The 16740-nt window shown below is 45.6% G+C and carries 20 protein-coding genes; 16 read left to right on the plus strand and 4 right to left on the minus strand.

Annotated features, from left to right (window positions below; all coding sequences use genetic code 11):
* The first annotated feature begins 77 nt into the window (after positions 1 to 77).
* The 5 genes from qoxA (at position 78) to HP401_RS18895 (ending at position 4919) form a co-directional block, all read left to right on the plus strand.
* Positions 78 to 1073, plus strand: a complete 996-nt coding sequence (gene qoxA, locus HP401_RS18875; RefSeq protein ID WP_173606118.1) for a cytochrome aa3 quinol oxidase subunit II — start codon at positions 78 to 80, stop codon at positions 1071 to 1073.
* 23 nt (positions 1074 to 1096) lie between these two features.
* Complete coding sequence (locus HP401_RS18880) at positions 1097 to 3067, plus strand: cbb3-type cytochrome c oxidase subunit I (protein ID WP_012684921.1); 1971 nt, start codon at positions 1097 to 1099, stop codon at positions 3065 to 3067.
* Positions 3068 to 3069: 2 nt separating this feature from the next.
* The gene (gene cyoC, locus HP401_RS18885; protein WP_012684922.1) at positions 3070 to 3678 is read left to right on the plus strand and encodes a cytochrome o ubiquinol oxidase subunit III; all 609 of its coding nucleotides are present in this window, start codon (positions 3070 to 3072) and stop codon (positions 3676 to 3678) included.
* A 1-nt stretch (position 3679) separates the two neighbouring features.
* A complete protein-coding gene (gene cyoD, locus HP401_RS18890; RefSeq protein ID WP_012684923.1) occupies positions 3680 to 3997 on the plus strand; it encodes a cytochrome o ubiquinol oxidase subunit IV in 318 nt (105 codons plus the stop codon).
* Between the two features lie 391 nt (positions 3998 to 4388).
* Positions 4389 to 4919 carry a GNAT family N-acetyltransferase gene (locus HP401_RS18895; protein WP_173606119.1) on the plus strand — a complete coding sequence of 177 codons (531 nt, stop codon included), beginning with the start codon at positions 4389 to 4391 and terminating at the stop codon, positions 4917 to 4919.
* Between the two features lie 62 nt (positions 4920 to 4981).
* Here the strand turns inward: HP401_RS18895 and HP401_RS18900 are convergent, their stop codons facing one another.
* A complete protein-coding gene (locus tag HP401_RS18900) occupies positions 4982 to 5467 on the minus strand; it encodes a hypothetical protein (RefSeq protein ID WP_254457119.1) in 486 nt (161 codons plus the stop codon).
* Between the two features lie 211 nt (positions 5468 to 5678).
* On the opposite strand from HP401_RS18900, the gene HP401_RS18905 reads away from it, so the two are divergent.
* From HP401_RS18905 to HP401_RS18955, 11 genes are all read left to right on the plus strand, one after another.
* Positions 5679 to 6248 carry an FAD-dependent oxidoreductase gene (locus HP401_RS18905; RefSeq protein WP_012684929.1) on the plus strand — a complete coding sequence of 190 codons (570 nt, stop codon included), beginning with the start codon at positions 5679 to 5681 and terminating at the stop codon, positions 6246 to 6248.
* Between the two features lie 225 nt (positions 6249 to 6473).
* Positions 6474 to 8243 carry a BlaR1 family beta-lactam sensor/signal transducer gene (locus tag HP401_RS18910; protein ID WP_173606121.1) on the plus strand — a complete coding sequence of 590 codons (1770 nt, stop codon included), beginning with the start codon at positions 6474 to 6476 and terminating at the stop codon, positions 8241 to 8243.
* Positions 8244 to 8286: 43 nt separating this feature from the next.
* A complete protein-coding gene (gene blaI / locus HP401_RS18915; protein ID WP_012684931.1) occupies positions 8287 to 8685 on the plus strand; it encodes a penicillinase repressor BlaI in 399 nt (132 codons plus the stop codon).
* A 215-nt stretch (positions 8686 to 8900) separates the two neighbouring features.
* Complete coding sequence (gene blaBBI / locus HP401_RS18920) at positions 8901 to 9815, plus strand: BBI family class A beta-lactamase (RefSeq protein ID WP_173606122.1); 915 nt, start codon at positions 8901 to 8903, stop codon at positions 9813 to 9815.
* 27 nt (positions 9816 to 9842) lie between these two features.
* On the plus strand, positions 9843 to 10526 hold the full coding sequence (locus HP401_RS18925; protein WP_173606123.1) for an FHA domain-containing protein: 684 nt from the start codon (positions 9843 to 9845) through the stop codon (positions 10524 to 10526).
* 183 nt (positions 10527 to 10709) lie between these two features.
* Positions 10710 to 11363 (plus strand): hypothetical protein, encoded by a 654-nt coding sequence (locus tag HP401_RS18930; protein ID WP_173606124.1) that lies wholly within the window; start codon positions 10710 to 10712, stop codon positions 11361 to 11363.
* Positions 11364 to 11474: 111 nt separating this feature from the next.
* A complete protein-coding gene (locus HP401_RS18935) occupies positions 11475 to 12992 on the plus strand; it encodes an MDR family MFS transporter (protein WP_173606125.1) in 1518 nt (505 codons plus the stop codon).
* Between the two features lie 12 nt (positions 12993 to 13004).
* On the plus strand, positions 13005 to 13532 hold the full coding sequence (locus HP401_RS18940) for a PadR family transcriptional regulator (RefSeq protein WP_173606126.1): 528 nt from the start codon (positions 13005 to 13007) through the stop codon (positions 13530 to 13532).
* 96 nt (positions 13533 to 13628) lie between these two features.
* Positions 13629 to 13919 (plus strand): DUF3817 domain-containing protein, encoded by a 291-nt coding sequence (locus tag HP401_RS18945; RefSeq protein ID WP_064201748.1) that lies wholly within the window; start codon positions 13629 to 13631, stop codon positions 13917 to 13919.
* A 96-nt stretch (positions 13920 to 14015) separates the two neighbouring features.
* Positions 14016 to 14213, plus strand: a complete 198-nt coding sequence (locus HP401_RS18950) for a hypothetical protein (protein WP_286176788.1) — start codon at positions 14016 to 14018, stop codon at positions 14211 to 14213.
* Between the two features lie 38 nt (positions 14214 to 14251).
* Positions 14252 to 15178 carry an ADP-ribosylglycohydrolase family protein gene (locus tag HP401_RS18955; RefSeq protein ID WP_173606127.1) on the plus strand — a complete coding sequence of 309 codons (927 nt, stop codon included), beginning with the start codon at positions 14252 to 14254 and terminating at the stop codon, positions 15176 to 15178.
* An 18-nt stretch (positions 15179 to 15196) separates the two neighbouring features.
* Here the strand turns inward: HP401_RS18955 and HP401_RS18960 are convergent, their stop codons facing one another.
* The 3 genes from HP401_RS18960 to HP401_RS18970 form a co-directional block, all read right to left on the minus strand.
* Positions 15197 to 15613: a DUF2243 domain-containing protein gene (locus tag HP401_RS18960; protein ID WP_254457120.1), complete on the minus strand. Its 417-nt coding sequence runs from the start codon at positions 15611 to 15613 to the stop codon at positions 15197 to 15199.
* Between the two features lie 72 nt (positions 15614 to 15685).
* A complete protein-coding gene (locus HP401_RS18965; protein ID WP_173606128.1) occupies positions 15686 to 16204 on the minus strand; it encodes a DUF3231 family protein in 519 nt (172 codons plus the stop codon).
* Positions 16205 to 16327: 123 nt separating this feature from the next.
* Complete coding sequence (locus HP401_RS18970) at positions 16328 to 16684, minus strand: DUF2512 family protein (protein ID WP_173606129.1); 357 nt, start codon at positions 16682 to 16684, stop codon at positions 16328 to 16330.
* Positions 16685 to 16740: the final 56 nt, after the last annotated feature.

Below are 16740 nucleotides of genomic sequence, written 5' to 3' on the forward strand. Positions count from 1 at the left end.
CTCCATAGAGAGTGACTGCACTATCGACATCCAAAGTATTACATGCTCGTTGTTTGTGACTAGGAGGGATTAGGAGAATGAGCGGAGGAAAAATGCTGAGGCATATCCAGTTTTGGATCTTGGCAGTGTTGGGCACCGTTCTGCTGACAGGCTGTGGTAGCGAATACCTCGTCTTGAATCCAAAAGGACCTGTAGCAGAAACGCAGTACAATCTCATTATTATTTCCACGATATTGGTCGCTGTCATTATCGTTCCGGTTATTGCGCTTACCGCTTTCATTGTATACCGCTATCGGGATACACCGGGCAATAAAGCAAGTTACAAGCCGGAGTGGGCACACAGTACAACCCTAGAGGTAATTTGGTGGATTATTCCTATCGTTATCGTTGCATTGCTGGGTTACTTTACTGTCCGTGATGTTTATGTGTTAAAAGAGAACCCGAATAAAGAAGTTGCCCCTATGACCATTCAGGTTACGGCTTTGGACTGGAAATGGATGTTTACGTATCCAGAACAAAATATCGCAACTGTTAACCATCTGGAAATTCCAGCAGGCGTACCGATTCGCTTCCAGGTATCTGCTGACGCACCGATGAACTCTTTCTGGGTTCCAGAATTGGGTGGACAGATTTATGCGATGGCGGGAATGGCTACCGAACTTTATCTGCAAGCAGATGAACCAGGTACATTCGCTGGATTTAGCTCCAACTTCTCAGGTGAAGGTTTCGCCAAAATGCAGTTCGATGTAGTGGCAAAACCAAAAGATGAGTTCGATAAATGGGTAAAAGAAGTAAAAGGTACGACTCCAGCTATGACGAAGGCAGATTATGAAGAGCTTCGCAAGCCTGGCGTGACAGACAAGTTTACGTACTCTGCATTCCCAGAAGGTATGTTTGAAGAGATCGTTGCGAAATATGGTCATGGTCACGATATGGACTATGTGATGGAGAAAAACCCTGCGCCCGCAGGTGACAAGTCTTCTAGTGAGACTTCGCTAAATATGCAGCATATGCAGCATAAGATTGAATCGCACAACATGCCTGGAATGAATCATTCCAGTATGAACCACTAGGCGAGAGGGAGGAGGAATACCACGTGTGGGAGAACATTAAGGATTTTGCATCCACGTTCTTTGTAACAGGTGACCCACTGATTTACGGTGCGGACGTATCGATTGTACTGACCATGGTTGCGATCGTATTCGTTCTGACTAAGTATAAAAAATGGGGTTGGCTGTGGCGCGAATGGTTGACTACAGTTGACCATAAGCGTATTGGTATTATGTATTTGATCGCATCGCTTCTGATGCTGTTCCGCGGTGGGGTTGACGCCCTGTTGATGCGCGTGCAGCTGGCATTCCCGAACGTAGAATTCCTGCACTCGGATCACTATAATGCCATCTTTACGACTCACGGTACGATCATGATTTTGTTCATGGCGATGCCGATGATGTTTGCCTTGTTTAACATGGTAGTACCGCTTCAACTCGGTGCTCGAGATGTAGCGTATCCGTTCTTGAACGCACTCAGCTTCTGGCTGTTTATGCTCGGTGCGATGCTGTTCAACCTTTCGTTCGTAATCGGGGGCTCCCCAGACGCTGGTTGGTTGTCTTACCCGCCACTGTCACAAAATGATTTTAGCCCTGGACCAGGTCAGAACTTCTATATTTGGGGGATTCAAATCTCCGGTATCGGTAGTTTGGCGACAGGGATTAACTTTATCGTAACGATTCTCAAAATGCGTGCACCTGGCATGAAGCTTTCCAAAATGCCATTGTTTAGCTGGTCCGTATTGTCCAGCTGCATTATGATTATCTTCGCTTTCCCAATTTTGACTGTAACATTGGCTCTGTTGTTCCTTGACCGTTTCGCAGGTGCCCATTTCTTCACAATGGACGGCGGCGGTAATCCGATGATGTACCTCAACCTCATCTGGATGTGGGGTCACCCTGAGGTATATATCGTAGTTGTACCAGCTTTCGGTATTTTCTCTGAAATCGTGGCTACGTTCTCACGTAAAAAGATTTTCGGCTACAAATCAATGGTTTGGGCGATGATGATCATTGCCGTTGTATCGTTCTTTACATGGGCTCACCACTTCTTCACAATGGGTACGAGCGCAAGTGTTATCGCCTTCTTTGCGATATCAACGATGATTGTTGGTATCCCGACCGGTGTTAAGGTCTTTAACTGGCTGTTTACAATGTACCGTGGTCGGATATCCTTTAAACAACCAATGCTGTGGACCATTGCCTTTATCCCTTGCTTCGTAATTGGTGGAGCGACAGGGGTAATGCTGGCAGTAGCTCCGGCAGACTATCAGTATCACAACAGTTACTTCTTGGTTGCCCACTTCCACCAAGTATTGATCGGTGGGGTAGTGTTCGGTTACCTGGCTGGTATTTACTACTGGTGGCCAAAACTGTTCGGTTTCAAGCTCGACGAGAAACTGGGCAAATGGGGCTTCTGGTTCTGGAATATTGGTTTCTACGTGTGCTTTATGCCGCAATACGCGCTCGGTTTCATGGGTATGACTCGCCGTTACTACACGTACGGTTGGGATCGCGGTTGGGCAGACCTGAACCTGGTATCCACTGTTGGGGCATTCATGATGGGTATCGGTTTCATCTTCCAAGTATGGCAAATCGCTTACAGCATCAAGCATGGTGAGCGCGACACGACAGGCGATCCATGGAATGGTCGTACACTGGAGTGGTCGATTCCGTCACCTGCACCGTTCTACAACTTTGCTGTTGTTCCACAAGTGAAAGAAATGGATGATTGGTGGGCAACGAAAGAAGCAAAAGCAAATGGCACCTATAAAGAACAACCGGCCAAACTGGAGCCGATTCATATGCCGAAGAACTCTGGAATTCCGTTTATCATGGCGAACTTCTGGTTCCTGGTAGGTTTTGGTTTCACATTTGGATGGGTTTGGATGGCCGTTATTGGATTCATTGGCGTATTCGCATGCATGTGGGCACGCTCCTTCCAATACGACACGGATTATTATGTACCGGTGGAGGAAGTGCGTCGCACTGAGGCTTCACTGGGGAGGGTGGTGTAACGATGGCTACGAATCATGACCATGGTCACGGCCACGACCACGACCATCATGAAGAGCATGAGCAACTTAAGGTTCTCGGTTTTTGGATTTTCGTTGTAACAGACTGCGTGTTGTTCGGTACATTGTTTGCAACCTATGCGGTAATGATGAATAGCTTTGCTGGTGGACCAACTGGACAGGAATTGTTCCAGCTGCCAGGCGTTATTGCTTCAACCTTTATCTTGTTGACAAGTAGCTTTACCAGCGGTCTCGCTGTTCTGGCGATGAACAAAGGCAATGTTAAGCAGCTGATTGGTTGGCTGGCTGTAACTGGTCTTTTGGGACTGTCTTTCGTAGTGTTGGAAGTCACTGAGTTTATGCACTTGATGAGCGAAGGCGCAACCATGGCGACTAGCGGCTACTGGTCCGCTTTCTACACACTGGTTGGTACACACGGAGTGCACGTAACGGTTGGTCTGTTCTGGATGACTGCGTTGATGATCCAGCTGAAGCGTCGTGGAATCTCTGCGGTTACTCGCCGCAAAATTACCAACTTTAGCTTGTACTGGCACTTCCTTGACGTTGTGTGGATCTTCCTCTTCACAGTCGTTTACCTGATGGGGGTGATGTAAGGTGGCACAACATCAAAACCATGGCGGACATCATAGTCACGGATCGATGAAAGAGTACGTAATCGGTTTTATCCTGTCGATCGTGCTCACCATTATCCCACTCGTGCTGGTCATGAACTCGATTTTGAGTAAAACAGCGACCATGATCGCGATCTTGGTAATGGCGGTCTTGCAGTTCGTCATTCAGTTGGTCTTCTTCATGCACATCCGCGAAGGAGAAAAACCACGCTACAACGTACAGACATTGATTCTTGGACTTGTGATTGTAATTACAATCGTTGCAGGTTCCCTCTGGATCATGTTGTTTAACAAATATTAATCAGTTAAGAGCGTGGCACAGGCGATTCATTGCTTGTGCCACGTTTTTTTTTATTTGTAGCTGTCGTGGAGGGAAGAAGCGCATTTCCAGTCTACGCTTCGGCCTACGCCCCGCAAGGGGTGGGGACTGTCCGCTTCGGAAAAAATGGCGGGAGCGCTTCAAACGTTGAAGTTTCGAGGAAGTATTCCATAAGTGAAGCTGAAATTCCCCGCCATTTTTTCCGAAGCTGAGTTGGGCTCCTGAGGCGCTTGGACTGGAAATGCGCCTCTTCCTACGCGGCTTTTCGTCAACCAATGGAAGTAATTCAAGAAGGTGAAAACTGGTAACACTCTCTTCTTGCAGCTATAATAGAAAGAATTTTACGCCAAAATGTGCAAGGGGAGTGAAGTCGATGGCTGGGCAATTGTATTTAATGAAGCCTTGTGCAGAGCTTCAAGCAGAGTATATTTCCTTTTACGAAGAGTGGAAAGAAAGTGGAGAGCCTATCGTACCGTGGGTGGTGGATCGGGAGCCCTATGATTTTCCTGCGTATCTGGAATTTCTGGAGAGTGAAAGTAACGAGGAAAATCTTCCGGATGGCTATGTTCCTCATTCGACGTATTGGCTTGTGAATGAGGAGCGACGCATAGTGGGGGCGGTGAATATTCGGCATCGTCTCAACGAGCGTCTACGAAAAAACAGCGGGCACATCGGATATGGAATCCGGCCATCTGAGAGACGCAAAGGATATGCGACGGAAATTTTAGCGCAAGCCATAACTATTACGAGCGAGTTGGGTATAAACGAAGTATTGGTGATTTGCGACTATGATAATGTTGCTTCGGAGAAAACGATTCGGAAGAACGGGGGCGTTTTTGAGGCAGAATGTACAGATGACGACGGATTGGTCATTCGTCGTTTCTGGATTACGCGATCTTCGTAAAAGAAGAGGGAGGGCTATCCCATTGTCCGGTTACAAGACGTTTGAGATTGCCCTTTCCCTGTTCATTCATCTATCTTGAATGCAATCAACTTGCGAACCCATTGCTCCATCTCGTCAAGAATATAGTCTGGGGGTGGAGTTTTTCCGTCTGTTTTTGGGAGGACGAGCCATTGTAATGGTTTTGGGAGGTGGCAGATTTTCCTAAGAAGTTGTATTCCTTGATCGTCACTGATGATGTCTCGTAAAAAGATGAACATTCTTTTGTCTAACGTATGGATTAGCTTTCCTTCATATTTTGTATCTGAGATCGTAACGCAAGGGTGGCCATGCCGCTCAATACTGCCTAATACTTCAACCCATACAAAATCATACAACTGGGAAAGTTCAGCTTCAAGGAGATCGGGATCTTTAATAGGGACTGGACATGTGGAAGAGAAGGAACGATCTAAAAAAATCTCTGGGTCCATCTCCATATAGTCTAATACGACCTTACAAGATGCAGCTTGTTTGTTTTCATGGGTGTATAAAATCTCGTCGATTCTTTTCAAATCCAATTTTTCCCCGATTACAAAGCCTATTCGAAGTTCGATAGGATTCACTCCTTAGATCATGTTCTTTATCTGAAACTTCATTCTCTTACCCTTATCATAATAAATATTTTTCTTATATACAGCATAAACTTATCAAAGATATTGCCACGTTTACCATACTTAGTATATAATTATGTTATGAAAGTTATTTTGGAAGGGAGAGATTTCTTTGTTTGATATCGTAATTATTGGAGCAGGCCCGGCAGGAGGTAGTGCAGCGTTGTTTGCTGCAAAAGCAGGGAAGAAGACGTTGCTGATTGATAATGACAAAAGCATGACCAAGCGCGCGTGGATGGAAAATCACTACGGCATCATGGAAATCTCCGGCCCAGATCTCATTGAGATCGGTAAAAAGCAAGCAGCGAAATTCGGTGCGGAGCTGGTAGCCGATCAAGTTAGCAACATTACCAAAACAGAGCAAGGATTGCTCGTAGAGACAGCGGAAAAAGGCAGCTTTGAGGCAAAGCATGTGATACTTGCAACAGGAGCGCTCGTGACTTTGGCAGAAGCGATTGGGGTAAAAACCAAAGAAGGCTCAGAGCCACGGATCAAAACCGTTGTCGATGTCGATGCACAAGGGAAGACGAACATTGAAGGAATTTGGGCAGCAGGTACGTGCGCGGGAGTAAGCGTACATACGATTATTACATCTGGTGATGGCGCCAAGGTTGCAATCAATGTTATCAGCGAAATGAATGGCGAACGTTACGTCGATCACGATGTTTTGAAAACAAACTAAATCAGGTTAGGAAACACCTTCTTCCCTTTGTAGAGAAGGTGTTTTCCTTTTTCTACAATTGACGATAGCTTGTATCGTGATCGCGTTTTTGACATAATGAAGCTAATTGTGCGAATCGACGTGAAGAATCCTGTCAGGTTGCAGAGCGTTCCTGCTGCTCAGAATTGATACGGATTCTATTTTTATCTAGATTATCCTGGATAAGTAAGGAGGGAGACAGGAAGCATGTTTGTCAATCATGTGCTGATAAGCGTGATCGTTTCTTCCTGCACGATCACGCTAATTTTCTTGATTCGAAAAGTATTTCGCTCCCACTTGTCAGCTAAATGGAAGTACAATTTGTGGTTTCTCTTGTTGGTCGCTTTGACGCCAGTTTTCATCCCGAAATCCTTTTTTGATTTTGGAGATATTTTTGCTTCAGGGATGATACAGCGTAATGAAGCTGGCAGTTCGACGTTCGCTGCACAAGCTCCTACGTTTGAAAATGCGAATTGGGTACAGGATTTATCGTTGTCGGTAAGTCGCTATACACCAGACTCCCTTTCTACGATTTTCGTCAGCATATGGGTAGTCGGGATGATCGTTTGTGCTTCGATCACGATATCAGCCTGGTTAAAAATCCAGCAGATCAAGCGGACAGCATCTGTGATCACCAATCAAGAAGTCATCGATCTGTTTGAACAATGCAAGAAGGATGTTAAAATAACGCGGCATATCGTGCTAGCTGAATCCAATCAGGTCAAATCTCCGATGACGTTTGGCGTTTTTAAGACGTATGTTGTCCTTCCCAGTCATTTTGATGAATGGCTGTCGATCAACGAAATGAAGTATATCTTTTTGCATGAACTGATGCACCAAAAAAACCATGATATCTTCATGAACTATGTGACCGTCGTGTATCAGCTTTTATATTGGTTCCATCCATTGGTTTGGCTGGCTTTTCGGGAAATGAGGGTGGACCGTGAAATTGCTTGTGATGTAGCTGTATTGAACTTTTTAGACAAGCGAAATTACTTGGAATATGGTCATACCATCATTAAGTTTTTGGATCAAGAAAGTGGAGCCGGGAATGTCGTTTTTGCCAATCAGCTAAACGGTTCCAAGAAGGCAGTTAAAAAACGAATCGAGAAAATCGCGTCCCACAAGGCAGAATCAAAGCTGTTGCAGTTGAAAAGCACAGTCATTTTTTCCATGGTGGTCGTATTGGTTGCCAGTCAGGTTCTTGTTGGCTCTGCTTTAGCCGACGATCGCAGCCGCTATCATTTTCAAGATGATCGAACCATTTACGAGGATTTGGACAACTATTTCCGAGGCTTTGAAGGCAGTTTTGTCTTATATGATTTGAAAGCAGACCAGTATCGGATTTATAACGAGGCAGGAAGTACTCAACGAGTTTCACCCAACTCTACCTACAAGATTTTTCTCTCCTTGTTTGGTCTGGAGACCGGTGTGATTTCGAGAGAAGATTCCCTGCTAAAATGGGATGGAATCCACTATCCATATGAGCAGTGGAACCGGGATCAAGATCTATTTACAGCGATGCGAAACTCCACGACCTGGTATTTCAAAGAGATGGATAAGAACATCTCCCCGGATATGATTCAATCTTTTCTGGAACAATTGAACTACGGGAACTCCAATACATCTGGTGGAATCGGCGAATATTGGATAGAATCTTCCTTGAAGATTTCTCCGGTGGAGCAGGTACAATTACTAAAAGCGTTCTATATGAATGAGTTTGGCTTTCAAGAAAACAATATCCAGACAGTGAAAGACTCTATCCGGTTATCGAAAAAGGCGGGCTCGATTCTTTCCGGGAAAACAGGTACGGGCACCGTCAATCAAAAAGATGTCAACGGTTGGTTTGTCGGGTATGTAGAGAACGAGGAAGGCACCTACTTCTTTGCTACCAATATACAAAACGAAGACGACGCGAATGGACCTAAAGCAGCAGAAATAACCTTGTCTATTTTGAAAGCCAAAGGTCTCTACTAGCCTTTGCGCCTACAGTCATTATTTTCGAAAGGGGGAGACTTCAGTGTCTACATCCATGCCAAGTATTTCTGAAGCGGAATGGCGAGTCATGAACGTACTATGGGAAAAATCGCCGCTGACGGCCAACGAAATCATTTCCTCCTTGCAAGGTCAAACAGATTGGAACCCAAAAACAGTACGCACTCTTTTGAATCGTTTGGTTCAAAAAAATGCTGTTGGCGTCAATCAAAACCAAAGAGTCTATACATTTTATCCGTTGTACTCCCAAAACGAATGCCAGCACGCTGAGGCACAGTCATTTCTACAGCGGATTTACAGCGGGGCTCTAAAATCAATGCTTGTTCAGTTCATTCAGAAGGAATCCTTATCGGACGAGGAGATTCAGGAGCTACGTTCCATATTGGATGCGAAACAATCATCGACCGATCCTCACCAAAAATAAAGTGCGCCCTTTCAAGCTGACTTGGAAAAGCCATTTCCGGTTATCCAGTTTGCTTGAAAGGGCGTCTTTTTTTTCAAAAGCTTTGCAAGAAAAAGGAGATTGACACTAATGGATTACGCGTGTAATATTGTTGTAAATTCAATTGATTACAAATGTAGTACAGTATTACATACGTAGTATTTCAACTAATTTTCCAAGAAAGAGGTTTGTCATCCATGAAAGTTTACACATCGAGACTGTTTGGATTCACAGTGAAAACAATATTTCTCACGCTTCTCACGCTTGCTGGTTGCTCTTCTGCTGAAACGCCTGTCGCAAAAACGGAAACGTCCGCATCTGCAATGGATATAAAGTTCGCTGCACTGGAAAAACAGTTTGGTGCGAGGCTCGGAGTATATGCGATCGACACCGAAACAGATTTGGCAGTTGCTTATCGCGAAGATGAACGATTCGCTTTTGCCTCTACGTACAAGGCTTTAGCCGCAGGTGCAGTCTTGCATCAGAAACCATTGGAAGAGCTCGACAAAGTCATCACCTACACCAAGGACGACCTCGTTACTTATTCACCGATCACAGAAAAACACGTAGCGACCGGGATGACTCTTCGAGAGGTTGCAGACGCCGCAGTTCGCTATAGCGACAACACAGCCGGAAATCTGTTGTTCAAAGAATTGGGTGGCCCGAAAGGCTTTGAATCAGCTCTGAGACAGATTGGTGATGGTGTTACGAAATCCGAGCGCTATGAGACGGAATTGAATGAGGCTAAGCCAGAAGATCTTCGCGATACAAGTACACCGAAAGCACTTGCAACGAGCCTCCGAGCCTATACGGTAGGGAATGCGCTGTCGTCTGACAAGCAGAAGATTCTTATCGAGTGGCTGCAAGGCAACACGACGGGAGCCAAGCTGATTCGAGCGGGTGTCCCCAAAGATTGGAAGGTCGGAGATAAGACGGGAGCGGCGAGCTACGGAACGCGAAACGATATAGGGATCATATGGCCACCGAATAAAAAGCCGATTGTCATTGCCGTGCTGTCTAGCAGAGATAAGCAGGATGCTACTTATGATGATGCGCTCATTGCTGAAGCTACCAAGATTGTTGTTGACGCACTGACGGCTGCAAAACCGTAATCGATCAACACGTGAGGTGATCACCAGATGATAGATAATGGTGCATACTTACTTGTAAAAAAAGGGGACCCTAGCCAAGTTGCCACGCGCAAATATCTCACGAAGGATCGCTGTACAATCGGGCGCAGGGGGACTAGTTTTCAACTGGACATTACCTTTTCCAGTCCGTACATTTCGAGAATGCATGCAGCCTTTCAAAGGATCGGGAACGATTACAAAATTATCGATTTGGAAAGCAAGCATGGCACAGAGGTAAACGGGACCCCGCTTCATTACTCCTCTCACATTCTTTGTCACGGGGATCAAATAAGCTTGTCAAAAGGGGTAGCTGAGCTCGTCTTTTTACGAGAGGTCAATAGACTGGATGATACGGTAGAGCTCCCTTTCACGCAGCCGAAGAATGCGTCGCTTTTGCCAGGTTTGGAAATTCATTTGGAGAGACGAGAAGTTCGTATCGACCGAACAAGACTTCCTTTAACCGGAAAAGACATGGATTTGCTGAAGCTTCTCTACCAAAAGGCGAACAAGGCCGTTAGTTTTGAAGAAATTATGTTGACCGTTTGGCCAGAACGAATGCTCTATGAGGGTAACGTCCCAGATGTCGGACAGGTGGAAGTCAATGCGCTCGTGTATCGATTAAGGAAAAAGCTTCGGCACTACGGGCAGCAAATCACGACGATTCCGCGATATGGATATCGCTTAGATGTTTGAATGAGGGAAAGTAAAATCCAGGTGAGTGAAACTCCTACAAAACGAACTCCTTCTCAAAACTAACATGAGAAGGAGTTTGTTTATGTAAGGTGTTTTCTTTTTTCTTCCAATCGACTAAAATTTTGATATAGGCCAGAAGTCATTACTCTATTTCCTAATCACTCAGTCATAGGAGCCGTTATTATGAAAAAAATCGTAGGTATTGCTTCGATGGTCGCTTTACTAGGCTTTAACGCCTATTTGTGGCCGACATTAATTCACGCGGTAAAAACAGATGGACGAACGGATACAAAAACAGCATCTGTCTCACAAAAAGCAGGTACTGCCAAGCCTGCTATGGATTTGGCTAATCAAGGCCCGCGCGCTGCTAACGTTTCCGCCTATCCGGTTGAAAAACCTGTAGCTGTATCAGCACCTACCCCAGCGTCGGCGCAAAAACAAAGCGAATTGAAGACAAAAACAAAAGCGGTAGCAGTTGCTAAAACGAGCACACCGAAGAAGAAAACACAAAAGACGAAAACCTCAACAAAACCAGTCAAGAAACAGACTACGCGCCCTCCGGTAAAAAATGTGCCAACGTATCCGGCTTGGGATGATAACGGCCTCTATGTTGTAGACGATGGAGGACCAGGAAGTAGTTGGGTGGAGCTGTCGGATGGTTCTTTGATGCGTAAGAGCGACGGGACACGGACGTTTAACCTGCCCTATAATAAGAATCCATTCACTGGAGAGATCAAGCCGACTGTAGAACCGATGTCGGAAGCGGCGTATAAAATGTGGAAGGGCAATCAAGCCCAGCAGCCATCCCCCTTTAGCCCATCACCGTTCGGGCGATAATAAACCGAAAAAAATGCTCCGAGAAAAAGGAGCATTTCTTTTTGATATGTAGTCAAATTTGAATATAATAACGTATAGTACTTTGATTTAACCACCCAGGAGGGCGAAGCAATGATTGCAAGAGAAAGTAAAGTGAATATGGTGTTAGCGGGGCTATTGCTAGGTCTCCTGATGGCTTCCATGGACAATACCATTGTCGCGACGGCTATGGGTACGATTGTCGGTGAGATGGGCGGCATGGATAAGTTTGTTTGGGTGACATCAGCGTACATGGTCGCTACGATGGCGGGGATGCCGATATTCGGTAAACTCTCCGATATGTATGGGCGAAAACGTTTTTACGTATTTGGTCTCATCGTATTTTTGTTAGGATCTATTTTATGTGGGACGGCAAACAGCATCGTTGAGTTGAGCATTTATCGGGCGATTCAAGGGATTGGCGGTGGAGCGCTGATGCCGATTGCCTTCACGATTATTTTTGACGTATTCCCTCCGGAGAAGCGTGGTAAGATGACGGGACTTTTCGGAGCTGTATTCGGTACGTCCAGCGTATTGGGACCTTTGCTCGGTGCGTATATTACCGAATATGTCAGCTGGCATTGGATCTTTTACATCAATGTACCGATTGGTGCTGTTTCCCTCTGGTTGATCTCGATGTATTACAAGGAGTCGCTGGAATACCGCAAGCAGAGCATTGACTGGTGGGGAGCGATTACGCTGGTCGGTGCGGTAGTGAGTCTGATGTTTGCACTTGAGCTGGGCGGCAATCAATACGCGTGGGATTCGATGCAGATTATTGGATTGTTCTCTTCCTTTTTCTTGTTGTTTGTGATTTTTCTATTTATCGAAAAGCGGGCATCTGATCCGATTATTTCGTTCTCCATGTTCAAGAAGCGGTTATTTGCCACGACAAATGCGGTTGCATTGTTGTATGGAGCTGCTTTCATTATCTCTACAGTTTACCTGCCGATTTTTATCCAAGGGGTCTATGGCGGGTCAGCGACGAATGCCGGATTACTGTTGACACCGATGATGCTCGGCTCGGTTGCTGGAAGCCAGCTAGGTGGATTTCTGACGACGAAGACCAGCTTCCGCAATATTATGCTTCTGTCCGCAGTCTTTTTCATCCCAGGTATTTTTCTTTTGAGTACACTGACGCCTGAGATTTCTCGTTCAATCGTTACACTTTATATGGTGATTGCAGGGTTTGGCGTGGGCTTCTCTTTCTCCACCTTGGGAATTTCAGCCATTCATGGCTTTGATATGCGTCAAAGAGGATCGGCCAGCTCGACGAACTCTTTCTCCCGTTCATTGGGGATGACATTGGGGATCACCGTATTTGGGATCTTGCAACGCAACTCGTTTGAAAACGGCTTGTTCTCTGCCTTCGGGGGTCAAGGGATGACGAATGCCATTACAGACCCACGAGCGATTTTGACACCAGAAGCGCGCGAATCCATTCCGGCTCCTATTTTGGATAAAATGATTGATATTCTTGCTTCTTCGATTGCGAATACGTTTATGTGGGCGCTCGTTCCTGCTGTACTTGCTCTCGTATGCATTTTGCTGATGGGAAATGATCGGGCATTGGGGAAATCACCTACCGCACCGAAACCGGAACGCGGATAGAGGAGAATCGTCATGAGTCTAAAATTGCTTGTTCTGGGATTGCTGATGGAAGGGGAAAAGCATCCCTATGAGGTTCAGCAGCAGGTGAAGGCTAGGGGAATGGATTGTTACATGAAATATGCCAAGGGCTCCCTCTACTATGCCTTCGACCAACTGGAAAAGAGCGGGATGATTGAGGTCAAAGAAGTCATTCGTGAGACTAGCCGCCCAGATAAGAAGATGTATGGGATCACACCAAAAGGCGAAGAGCAATTCCAACAGCTTCTCTTGGAAGAACTACAAAAACCGATGCAGCTGACCAATCCGATTTACGCGGCTCTGACTTTTGCTTCGTACGGTGATCCACAAAAAATGGATGAGGCCTTGGAAGCTAATATCCAGAAGGTAAGACGATTAGCTGGATTGTTGGAATCGATCCAGGAGGAAAAAAGAGAGAGGCTTAGCTGGGGAGCACGAGCGATTCTGATCGGTGCCGTTGAGCATTTGCACGCAGAGATGCGTTGGATGGAACGCATCCGAGAAGAAGCCTGGGGCCGTTGATTTTGAATTTATTATGAACATTGGACTATTTTCAACATTATGATAGTTTTTCGTTTATAATAGTGGTAATTTCAATGGCAAGGATGGTACCCGCACATGATGAACTCTGCCCTCGGACGCTTCCGTCTCATCGGCCTGATCGAAGGCGTCTCGTATTTGGTACTTCTCGGGATTGCTATGCCGCTTAAGTATTTTATGGATTACCCGGCTGCAGTTAAAATTGCCGGTTCGCTTCATGGATTGTTTTTTGTCCTGTATATTTTGGCGCTGGCACATGTTACAATAACCAATAAGTGGTCCTTCTTGAAAGTGATCGGGGCTTTTATCGCTTCATTACTGCCATTCGGCAACTTTGTTCTGGATGCACGCCTGAAAAAAGAGCAGTAAGTATACACATTACACATTATGTAAGGCACTAGAAGGCGGGTCATTGTACCCGTCTTTCGTACATATTCAAAAGAGAAAAAAATGGAGGGGATCTGTGTGGAGACCAGAATTTTAGCAGGAATTCTTTTGTGGGACGAAGTGGAACAGTACGTTCTTGAAACCGTGATGGAGGACCGTTACAAGCTGGTTTTGCCGCAGATTATCACACTTGCGAGCACAGAAGAAAAGGTAGCGACAGATGAATTGAGCGAACAATTTGTCGGTCAAAATGTTATTGCCAGATGCTTTGTTTGATATGAACAGATAATTCTGAAAAAAGGGTGTGGATAGGCGTGGAACTGCGTGACCGATATGCTGGGAGTTTGCTAGGATTAGCCGTTGGAGATGCACTCGGCACTACTTTAGAATTTCGCAAACCGGATACCTTCCAGCCACTTACAGAAATGGTCGGCGGAGGACCGTTCGATTTAAAGCCGGGAGAATGGACGGATGATACGTCGATGGCGTTGTGCCTGGCTGAGAGCTTGATTACGCAGAACGGCTTCGATCCGGTTGATCAGATGAACCGATATGTAGCCTGGTTTCGAGAGGGTTATATGAGCTGCAAGGATCACTGCTTCGATATCGGGAATATCACCAAAGAAGCGCTGTGGCGTTTTGAGCAGACAAAAAATCCATTCAGCGGATCGGATCATCCGATGTCGGCAGGGAATGGCTCGATTATGAGGCTAGCACCAGTTGCACTCTATTATGCCAAACAACCAGAGCTCGCCATTGATTACTGTGCGCAAAGTTCTCGCACCACACACGCGACGGCAAAGGCAGTAGATGGCTGTCGTTTTCTAGGGGCATTACTTCTGGGGGCTCTACAGGGTATTTCGAAAGAGGAGTTGCTCACTGATTCGTTTTCTCCAGTAGCCGGTGTATGGGAAAAGCAACCGCTTGATCCTGATATCGCCCGAGTCGCAAATGGTTCCTATAAAGGGAAAACGAAAAAAGAGATCAAAGGGTCGGGGTATGTCGTCGATTCGCTTGAAGCGGCGCTTTGGGCATTTTATTCCAGTAGTTCTTTCGAAGAAGGCCTGTTCCTAGCGGTAAATCTCGGGGATGATGCGGATACGACGGGAGCTGTCTACGGTCAATTGGCAGGTGCTTTTTATGGAGTAGAGGGCTTGCCTCAACGAATGGTTAAGCTGTTGGCCAAGCGGGAATTGATGGAGGAGTTCGCGCAGAAATTGTACGAGCACGCTACTCATTAATCGACAAAATGGAATGGTTTATTTCGATTTTGTACGCCTATATAGTAGCCATCCGATCCCAATCAGCAGAAGTGCGAATACATCATAAGAGATATCGTATAAGAATTGAGATGGACCCGGCTTGACGTGATGAATTTGCAGGAGATGGTGGTTAACAATTCCTTCCATCAAGTTAAATGTACCAGCTCCGAGGAAAAAACTACTCCAGAAATAATACGCAGTCCCTACAGGGTTGCTTTTCCACAGAAGAATGCCCGAAATGAAAATAATGACCGTCACGAATAAATGGAAGAAACCGTCACTCATGATCTGATGGTGTCGATCTCCGTACATGTCTACACTATGCCACTGTAAAATTTGGTGAAAGATAATGCCATCTAGCATACCAATGATACCTACTCCAAAAAGAAAGGCACCGATCATTGTTTTTTTCAATCGCGTATCCCCCAGTCCCAAATAGGTGAAAAGCGATAAGCACTGCCAATCAGGCAGTGCTTATCACCAAGTTTAGGCATGGACAAGTTCTGGCGTTTGCATATGAAGAGGCGGCGGAACCAACCAGCCTTTTTCTTTTGAAATGCGGAGCAATCTGAGGCCAAATTGGGCTTTTGCAGCATGGTACTGACCAAAAAGCATCGCGATATCTTCTCGGATGGATTGAGCCATGATTTGACTGCAGGCAACCAATCCGGCTGCAATGTCTCTTGTAACACCGGCAGCGATCTCTGGGTCATTCATACGAGCACCAGCCGGAATGCTTTCTAGATTCGCTACAGGGCGATCCGGTGGCGCTGGTGGCAATCCAATCCCATTCACTTTGAGCAATTCATCCAGCTGTTCCACTTCTTGTTTCATGCCTCGCGTAATGTCTTCAAGGAAGCTTTTCAGATCATGATCACCAGTATGGTTGAGCGCTGTTTGATAACTAGAAAGCAAGCCCTTTGTTGTTGAAAGGTACATCCATACTCCAAAAACCTCGCCATAATGCATAGGTTCATTTTGCGGATTGCCTGATAAAATACCCATTAATGTCCTCCCAGTACTCAGTAGAGTTTTGATATCCATTCGGGTTCTCCTAACTTTGTGATGTAACCCAAAGATAAGATTTACATGAGGGACAGGATATATCCCCTCAAAGGAAGAGGAGAATTATTTACCGGGTTCTTTCTGGATACGATTATGATCGTATATACCCAAAAAGCGATGGTACACAAGTTCTGCCACACCTAAAAGGGCTACCGTAATGATTAACTCCCCAAAACTTAATGGCCAATCCAGCCATCTGGCAACTGCCCATAAGTAAATAGCAGCGATCACTGCATCTGCAATCGTGGCCGTAACATTATTGGTTGCACGCAATATCAATTGATCGCCAATCAGATAAGCAATGACGGTCAAGCCGAGTGCCGTTAAAATAGCGGATGTCCAGGGGGCATTTGCAAACCACCATAAACAGGCGACAACAATAATGCCGTTAACAGCCATCTTGATTAAAAATCGAGTCATTTTTATTCTCCTTTATTGACAGTGTGAAAAAAATAGCCCTTGATCATATGGTGCTT

The sequence above is a fragment of the Brevibacillus sp. HB2.2 genome (genome assembly GCF_013284275.1).
Lineage (GTDB): Bacteria > Bacillota > Bacilli > Brevibacillales > Brevibacillaceae > Brevibacillus > Brevibacillus brevis_D.